The 5,971-nt window shown below is 57.4% G+C and carries 13 protein-coding genes; 7 read left to right on the top strand and 6 right to left on the bottom strand.

The window, feature by feature from the left end:
* Positions 1-264 precede the first annotated feature (264 nt).
* The 3 genes from JQ575_RS43490 to JQ575_RS43500 all read left to right on the top strand — a co-directional run bounded on the left by JQ575_RS43490 (position 265) and on the right by JQ575_RS43500 (position 1,643).
* Entirely contained in the window at positions 265-612 is a 348-nt protein-coding gene (locus JQ575_RS43490) for a hypothetical protein (RefSeq protein WP_212039278.1), read from the top strand.
* An 11-nt stretch (positions 613-623) separates the two neighbouring features.
* Complete coding sequence (locus JQ575_RS43495; protein ID WP_212039279.1) at positions 624-764, top strand: hypothetical protein; 141 nt, start codon at positions 624-626, stop codon at positions 762-764.
* Between the two features lie 702 nt (positions 765-1,466).
* Positions 1,467-1,643 (top strand): hypothetical protein, encoded by a 177-nt coding sequence (locus JQ575_RS43500; RefSeq protein WP_212039280.1) that lies wholly within the window; start codon positions 1,467-1,469, stop codon positions 1,641-1,643.
* A 57-nt stretch (positions 1,644-1,700) separates the two neighbouring features.
* On the opposite strand, the gene JQ575_RS43505 is transcribed toward JQ575_RS43500, so the two are convergent.
* Positions 1,701-2,021, bottom strand: a complete 321-nt coding sequence (locus JQ575_RS43505; RefSeq protein ID WP_212039281.1) for a DUF1330 domain-containing protein — start codon at positions 2,019-2,021, stop codon at positions 1,701-1,703.
* A gap of 176 nt (positions 2,022-2,197) precedes the next feature.
* Here JQ575_RS43505 and JQ575_RS43510 point away from each other — a divergent pair, with 176 nt between their 5' ends.
* A complete protein-coding gene (locus JQ575_RS43510; protein ID WP_212039282.1) occupies positions 2,198-2,413 on the top strand; it encodes a hypothetical protein in 216 nt (71 codons plus the stop codon).
* 346 nt (positions 2,414-2,759) lie between these two features.
* Here JQ575_RS43510 and JQ575_RS43515 read toward each other — a convergent pair whose 3' ends face one another.
* Positions 2,760-3,113, bottom strand: a complete 354-nt coding sequence (locus JQ575_RS43515; protein WP_212039283.1) for a hypothetical protein — start codon at positions 3,111-3,113, stop codon at positions 2,760-2,762.
* Between the two features lie 106 nt (positions 3,114-3,219).
* Between JQ575_RS43515 and JQ575_RS43520 the strand changes: the two genes are divergently transcribed.
* On the top strand, positions 3,220-3,378 hold the full coding sequence (locus JQ575_RS43520; protein ID WP_212039284.1) for a hypothetical protein: 159 nt from the start codon (positions 3,220-3,222) through the stop codon (positions 3,376-3,378).
* Positions 3,379-3,387: 9 nt separating this feature from the next.
* The gene (locus JQ575_RS43525) at positions 3,388-3,594 is read left to right on the top strand and encodes a DUF2188 domain-containing protein (protein WP_212039285.1); all 207 of its coding nucleotides are present in this window, start codon (positions 3,388-3,390) and stop codon (positions 3,592-3,594) included.
* 361 nt (positions 3,595-3,955) lie between these two features.
* Here the strand turns inward: JQ575_RS43525 and JQ575_RS43530 are convergent, their stop codons facing one another.
* The 4 genes from JQ575_RS43530 to JQ575_RS43540 form a co-directional block, all read right to left on the bottom strand.
* Positions 3,956-4,216, bottom strand: a complete 261-nt coding sequence (locus tag JQ575_RS43530) for a hypothetical protein (protein ID WP_212039286.1) — start codon at positions 4,214-4,216, stop codon at positions 3,956-3,958.
* Positions 4,213-4,347, bottom strand: coding sequence for a hypothetical protein (locus JQ575_RS45995; protein WP_283842708.1), 135 nt, complete (start codon positions 4,345-4,347; stop codon positions 4,213-4,215). The genes JQ575_RS43530 and JQ575_RS45995 overlap by 4 nt, the downstream gene beginning before the upstream one ends.
* Before the next feature lie 294 nt (positions 4,348-4,641).
* On the bottom strand, positions 4,642-4,932 hold the full coding sequence (locus JQ575_RS43535; protein WP_212039287.1) for a hypothetical protein: 291 nt from the start codon (positions 4,930-4,932) through the stop codon (positions 4,642-4,644).
* An 18-nt stretch (positions 4,933-4,950) separates the two neighbouring features.
* On the bottom strand, positions 4,951-5,421 hold the full coding sequence (locus JQ575_RS43540; RefSeq protein WP_212039288.1) for a GtrA family protein: 471 nt from the start codon (positions 5,419-5,421) through the stop codon (positions 4,951-4,953).
* 437 nt (positions 5,422-5,858) lie between these two features.
* On the opposite strand from JQ575_RS43540, the gene JQ575_RS43545 reads away from it, so the two are divergent.
* The coding region (locus JQ575_RS43545) for a cold-shock protein (RefSeq protein ID WP_212039289.1) at positions 5,859-5,971 on the top strand (113 nt) is incomplete at its 3' end.

Here is a 5,971-nt window from a genome sequence, read left to right on the forward strand (position 1 = left end):
TGCAATCAGAATACTGGCGAAAGGCGTGGGCGATCCGGCGTGAAATCCTCGCAATGAAGCGGAGTAAATCGAAGTGATGAGTGCTTTGCGCGTCGGACGTACAGGCGCAGAGCGGTGGGGGGCCACCGAGACCAGGCGCGGGATCGGCGGCCCCCTGTCCGCCGCTCTTGGAGTCATCGGGTTCCCTGCTACCCTACCGCATAGTCCCATTGTGGCGGAGAGAATCAGTTACGCTGCTGCTGCACACTCTGGAGGGCTTAGGTGATGGACACCGAGAAGAAACCGAGCGAACAGACTGCGGAAGAGCCCAAGAAGGATATAGGCGAGATCGTTGGCGAATTGGTGGTCAGCGGAGCCACCGTGTTGGCTCACACAGCGGCCGAGGCCGTGGTCAAACGTGTAAGGAAAGCGACAGCAAAAACCGCTCCGGTAAAAGCCATAACAAAGGTCGTGAAGAAGTCAAAAAAGTTGTCCCGCGCATCAAAGGTCGCCAAAAGCAAAAGCAAGTCCAAAGCGAAATCTGGTGCGAAGAGAGCCGGCAAGAAGGTGAAGGCTGGTAAGAAATCGGCCACTAAGAAATCGAAGAAGACGTCGAAAAACTCTAAACGCTGAAGGAGAATATTGTGGCTAAGAAGGCTAAGAAATCCGTTACCAAACAGGTAGTAAAGGCCGCGAAGTCGATGGCTAAGAAAGCAAAGAAAGCTGTCAAGAAAGTGATGCCCAAGAAGAAGACGAAAAAGGCCAAGAAGAAGTCCAAGCGCTGATGATACCGATAGATTGATTTGGAAGTAACCGGACGGCGTTCGAAACAGGAGCAATATTACGCCGTCCGGCCGGGGGAGGACCGTTCTCCATGGCTGAATTTCCATTGCCCAAGGGAGGATTGCGTTTGCGTATGGTCCTGCCCTATACCGCTATAGCGACCTGCATTTTGATGAGCGTTTGGCTTGCACTTGTGGCCGCACTTTAGACGCAGCGAGCCGGTTGCGAGGCAAGCGCGCAACCACCTTCACGGCCGGTTTAATGGGCCTCTTGCGGACTTGAACGCATCCCGCCCTCTTGATTTCGTGGCACCAGCCGGGCCCGGAAGGCGGCCTATCGGCCTCGTGGGGCGGCAAAATTCAATGAACCCCGGACGGGCGCCGGGCGGCTTCTTTTCGAGTGCGCGTTACCATGATGACGAACAGATAGGCCCCGATCCGACAGGGGGGAGTCGTTTTGGAAAAAAATTGGCACAGGTTCGGTGCACAACGTAACACAAGCACCACTTTCCATTTTGCGTCACGGAATCGAATTAATTTGCGTTGCGCCCTCGCAGGATTAGCTTTGGGTTGACACGCACTGCCGCCAGGGCGTGTTTCAATCGACGGCCCCAGCATGGTCCCCTAGGCTGGGGCCGTTGCTTTTCAAGGCCAGCGCTAGACCGTGCGGAATTCGTGCGTCAGAGGCGCACCAGTTGGTGAAGCATGATCGATCCCGATTGCCCCATCTGCCGCGGTCTAGGCTGGGTGTGCGAGAACCACCCCGACAAGGCATGGGACCGCGACAAGGGCTGCGAGTGCGGCGCCGGAATGCCGTGCGAATGCCAGCGCTCGAATGGCCTTGAGCAGCCGGATATCAGCAAGATTGTGGATGAGCGCTAGCCTAAAATTCATTGCCTGCGCCGTCAACATTAGCGGCCCGGCGCTGGCGGGTTCGGCCTAACCCCCACCGAGGTCGCCGTGGTGCGGCTGAGACCCTTCGTACCCCTCCGTGATCGCCATATCCCAGATAGATCGTCCCTGCCGTAGCTTCATTGCGTATTCAGGCGAGTGATAGCAATCGAGCGCAGCGCGATAGCTGGGAAATTCAACGACGACCACGCGCGATTTTGGCTGTCCCTCTTTCGGTTCGACCTGGCCACCACGCGCTAGAAAGCGCGCCCCGTATTTGGCGAGTGCCGGACCGTTGGCTGCGACATATTCCTTGTAGCCTTCCGGATCGGTAACGTCTGCGAACACCACCCAGTAGCCTTTGGCCATTGCCGTTCCCTTCACCGAAATCTTTGCTTCTAGCCCAGTTTCTCAGCTTACACCCTTCTCATAGTTTATCACTTCGCCCCAGTTCGGCCGCCGGAACGGTAAGCTTTCTTTTTTCGCTGCGCGCCATGGAACGAGCCCAATCTGGACCCGTTGGCTTAGGGGCGAGGGAGGTAAGCATGGCTCAGAAGGCAACTCTCACTCCGGTTGGAAAGCATGATCGCCGGGAAGCCGAGAGGCTGGACCTGGAGATGCATGCGCGATTGGAAGCAGGTTTGATCGATACCCCTCCAGCTTCCGGCCCGGTCAGCGCCACTCAGCCGGCGCCAACCGTTGAGCATCAACACCGGGAAGGCCTATCGTTCTGGCAGGCGATCAAGACGAGGTTCAAGTAGATCAGGAGAGCCGCCTCGGCCCTATCCTGTAGTATAGCGTTGTCCGATTCTGGCCCACGAGGACGAACCTTCGTTGGATTAGCCCTTCATTGGCGAGTTGGTGTAATTTTGTCTTGATCGACGCCGGCGTCCACACCCCTTCTATTTCCCAGATCGAACGGGCGGATATGGCGTTTTCTTCGCCGACGGGCACCAGTTGGAGTAGCGCTGCTTGATCCATGGTGTGAGGTCTTATTTTCTGCGCCCTCAGCCCCCAGTCTGCTTGCGGCCGAACTGAATCCTTTCGCAACCATCCCGGGGCAGCACCGATTAGACGCGAGAAAGCCGCCCTCAGGGAACAGGCAAGTTAGACCAGTCGGAGCGTCAACTGGTGCCGATCCCCTCCCTCATGGCGTTCAACAAAATCAGAGAGAGCAGAGGGGAGATCGCGCATCTGCAAATCGCAGCGTCGGCGCAGCTCGTTAGCGACATCTTCTGAAACGTCTTCTGACCAGCGTTCGGCGGTGTTGAATGCGATGACCCGGATAGGGTTGCTGTATTGGCCGGTGAGCAGGTCCTGGATGACCGTTTCAAGATCTGTCGTCTCATAGTCGGCCTCGACCCAGGCGCGGCCAATTTTGCCGAAGTCATTGGCGACCAGATAGATGGTCTGATCCTGATCGTCGGGCACAATCGACGGCGTCCAATTGGACGTACGCATAAAGCAACTCCACACAACAGAACCGGGATTCAAGCGAAACGCTGTTGATTCGTTCCCCACACTGGAACGGGATGCCGGCTAAGCGATTAAATTAGCAGGAGGAACCATGAGCAAAGAAACCCCGAAAGACGACCCTCGCCAACGCACCGATCAAGGCTCGCATGCACAGACGGACAAGCCCTGGAAGGGCAACCCGGAGAAAGAGCAGCGCAACGACGGAGCCAAGATCGACCTTGAGAAATGGCAAAAGTCCGGAACACATTAGGAGCTGACAATGGGATTGGCGTCTTACGAAATCGTTGGCGACGCGGGGGAGTGGCGAGTGAGCCATGACGGCAAGGCAGAGAATGTCTATCAAACCAAGGAATCGGCGTTCGAGGCCGCGGTTGCCGCAGCTTCCTTGGCGCTCCGGCAGGGTCATGAGGTAATCGTCAAAGCTCCCGGCCACGGGACGGCGACGGGTGCGGCAAACCCGGGGTGAAGCTCGCAACGCTCCGAGCGTGCTAGTGCATCAGGGTGGCGAAGTGGTCGCCCGTGAAGAACGCTTTGGAACGTATACGGCGGCCAATGCTGACGGTCAGCCATGGGTCGGTGGACCAGCGTTCAGAGAATCCCTGAGGGCTTCAGCGGCCGAGAATGCCAGCTTCACAAGCTCCTCACCCTTAAGCTTGGCTGGTCGCTTTAATAGTCGGTCCCACACCATCCAATTTGTGCCGCTGCCGTCTTGCCTAACAAGGAAGCGGGGTAGCGAGGATTCAACCATGACAGCCTTCCGTGGCAAGGCGCGGCCCACCGGGCGTCATCCCGGCCGCCCAGTCAATCGCGGCAGGACGAATTGGTTCCTAGCCGAATACGTCCGCACCGGCCGGCGTGAACTTTACGAAAGTGCCGCTTTCGTGCAGCAACAGCCATCCGCGCGCGATAGCTAGATCAAGGCCGGCCTTGTATTCGGCCGGGCTGGCGCGCTCCAGGTACAGCATCGGCGCGTTTATCTTCTCGATGTAAATCTTTCCGTCTACCGGCTCGGTCGCGTTGGCGATCTTCAGCAGCTTGCGCGCGGCGGCTTCCGGATCGGAATAGGGGCGGTCAGTGCTGAACTTCATGCGTGCTGCGAATCCATATGCGCATCCTGGGCGTGACGGTCGGTTACCGCCATATCGATCGCGGCGCCACAGAAACAGCGCGCCTGTCCACTGGTTGATTGCGTTGGCAGGGCGAAGCCCGCGTCATACATGGCGTATTTCCAGGCCGTCCAGGCGCGCTGGCGGCGATATTCTGCGAAGTCTGCCTCGGTGCAACGCCCTGGCCAAAGAAATTTGCGTGGCGACTTCGCGTTTGCCCGCCGCTGAGGTCCGCGGCCATGGCATATACTTATCAAGCCACCACGGGATTTGTTCATGTGAAGGCCCCATGAGGCATCTTCCAGCAATCACGGCGAGCACGCAAGCAGTCGGGGCCTGTCGCGAAACCGAGTGGCTGGGCAAGTCGCTATTAGATCAGAGTTCGGGAATAAAGGGATTTCGGAGCATCAAAGAAACTCGCGAAGCCGCGCGAGTTCAGCGACGTGCTCGGCCAACAGGGTCTCGGTGACCAAGGGAGGCTGTGGTGCTGTCTGGATTTCATACAAATGCCGGGTTGATTCAGGCTTGGCCATGAAATCCATGATGCATTCGTCCAGGGTGCCGTCGAGCAGCATGTACGGGCCGGTGCCCTCGGTGCGCCGCTGGTTGTTAAGCGAAGGCCACTTGCGAAGGACGGCCGGTGCGTTGAAATCGACGTGGGAGTCAGGTCCAGCCTCAGGAGCGTCGTTGTCACTCATTTTTTCTTTAAGCACCATTCAGCCAGCGCGATCCGTACCCAAGGGCGCACGAGCCCGCGCTGCCGGTTGAGCGCGGAAAACAAAGAAATGGGACATGCAAAAGTTCATCGAGAACGCACTGGCAATCGACGCAAGTTTCGCGATCGGGATGGTGGTATAACGCGAGAGAACTACCAAAACCGTAGTCGCAATGACTACTCCTAGTATTCCTGAAGCAGCAAACCGCAAATATCGTCCTACGCTGAGAAGGCCACCGGTCTCGTGACCGAATGTGATCTTGCTATTCATCATGTAGGAGCCAGTCACGGCGACGATCCACGCAAGTATGTTTGATGGGATCAGTTGGAGATGAACAACTTGGACAAAAAATGTAAAGGCGCTGACGTCCACCAAGACGTTGACGACGCCAATTGACGCGAAGCTAAACAGCTTTGCTAGGAAAGATCGGCGATTCCAAGCATCGATTATTTGTCTGGCGAAAGCCTGCATGATGGGCCAACGGCTAACATGTTCGACCCGCAAAGTCAGCTCGATTTAGCTCGGGATTCCGCGCCACCGGTTGCAATGGCGGCTGCCCGAAGTTCTGCGGTTGTCATTCTCGGTGTTAAGACGCGGCGCATGGCCGCCGGAATTGATCCAGTTGGTCACCTGTCTGTTGCTCCAACACCCACCGGCCGGTGCGCATCTCGATACGGGTTTCCTGATCGCTCGATCTGGAACCAATGGCGCGCCCTCGCGAAATCAACGCCTTTGCGATTGTTTAACCATCTACGATCATCATGAATGCAATCGCGGAACAGACCCTCAAAGCCCCCCGCGAGAATTGCGTAGGAAACCCGCCGGGGGCAGTTACCGGCGGGTTTTTCTTGCCCCATACCGGCCGCCGACCTAGGCTGGCAGCATTGTTTAGCATTGGGAGAGCGGACGTGGCGACAGGTACGGTGAAGTGGTTCAACGCGACTAAGGGTTTTGGTTTTATTCAGCCGGACGGCGGGGGCAATGACGTATTCGTCCACATCTCGGCCGTGGAGAGGGCCGG

Source organism: Bradyrhizobium sp. JYMT SZCCT0428 (assembly GCF_018131075.1).
Classification (GTDB): domain Bacteria; phylum Pseudomonadota; class Alphaproteobacteria; order Rhizobiales; family Xanthobacteraceae; genus Bradyrhizobium.

Bases quoted from the DNA above. Each gene is read 5' to 3' on its own strand.
- JQ575_RS43490 (WP_212039278.1), top strand. From the start codon at position 265: ATGGACACCGAGAAGAAACCGAGCGAACAGACTGCGGAAGAGCCCAAG.
- JQ575_RS43500 (WP_212039280.1), top strand. From the start codon at position 1,467: ATGATCGATCCCGATTGCCCCATCTGCCGCGGTCTAGGCTGGGTGTGC.
- JQ575_RS43505 (WP_212039281.1), bottom strand. From the start codon at position 2,021: ATGGCCAAAGGCTACTGGGTGGTGTTCGCAGACGTTACCGATCCGGAA.
- JQ575_RS43510 (WP_212039282.1), top strand. From the start codon at position 2,198: ATGGCTCAGAAGGCAACTCTCACTCCGGTTGGAAAGCATGATCGCCGG.
- JQ575_RS43515 (WP_212039283.1), bottom strand. From the start codon at position 3,113: ATGCGTACGTCCAATTGGACGCCGTCGATTGTGCCCGACGATCAGGAT.
- JQ575_RS43520 (WP_212039284.1), top strand. From the start codon at position 3,220: ATGAGCAAAGAAACCCCGAAAGACGACCCTCGCCAACGCACCGATCAA.
- JQ575_RS43525 (WP_212039285.1), top strand. From the start codon at position 3,388: ATGGGATTGGCGTCTTACGAAATCGTTGGCGACGCGGGGGAGTGGCGA.
- JQ575_RS43530 (WP_212039286.1), bottom strand. From the start codon at position 4,216: ATGAAGTTCAGCACTGACCGCCCCTATTCCGATCCGGAAGCCGCCGCG.
- JQ575_RS45995 (WP_283842708.1), bottom strand. From the start codon at position 4,347: ATGTATGACGCGGGCTTCGCCCTGCCAACGCAATCAACCAGTGGACAG.
- JQ575_RS43535 (WP_212039287.1), bottom strand. From the start codon at position 4,932: ATGAGTGACAACGACGCTCCTGAGGCTGGACCTGACTCCCACGTCGAT.
- JQ575_RS43540 (WP_212039288.1), bottom strand. From the start codon at position 5,421: ATGCAGGCTTTCGCCAGACAAATAATCGATGCTTGGAATCGCCGATCT.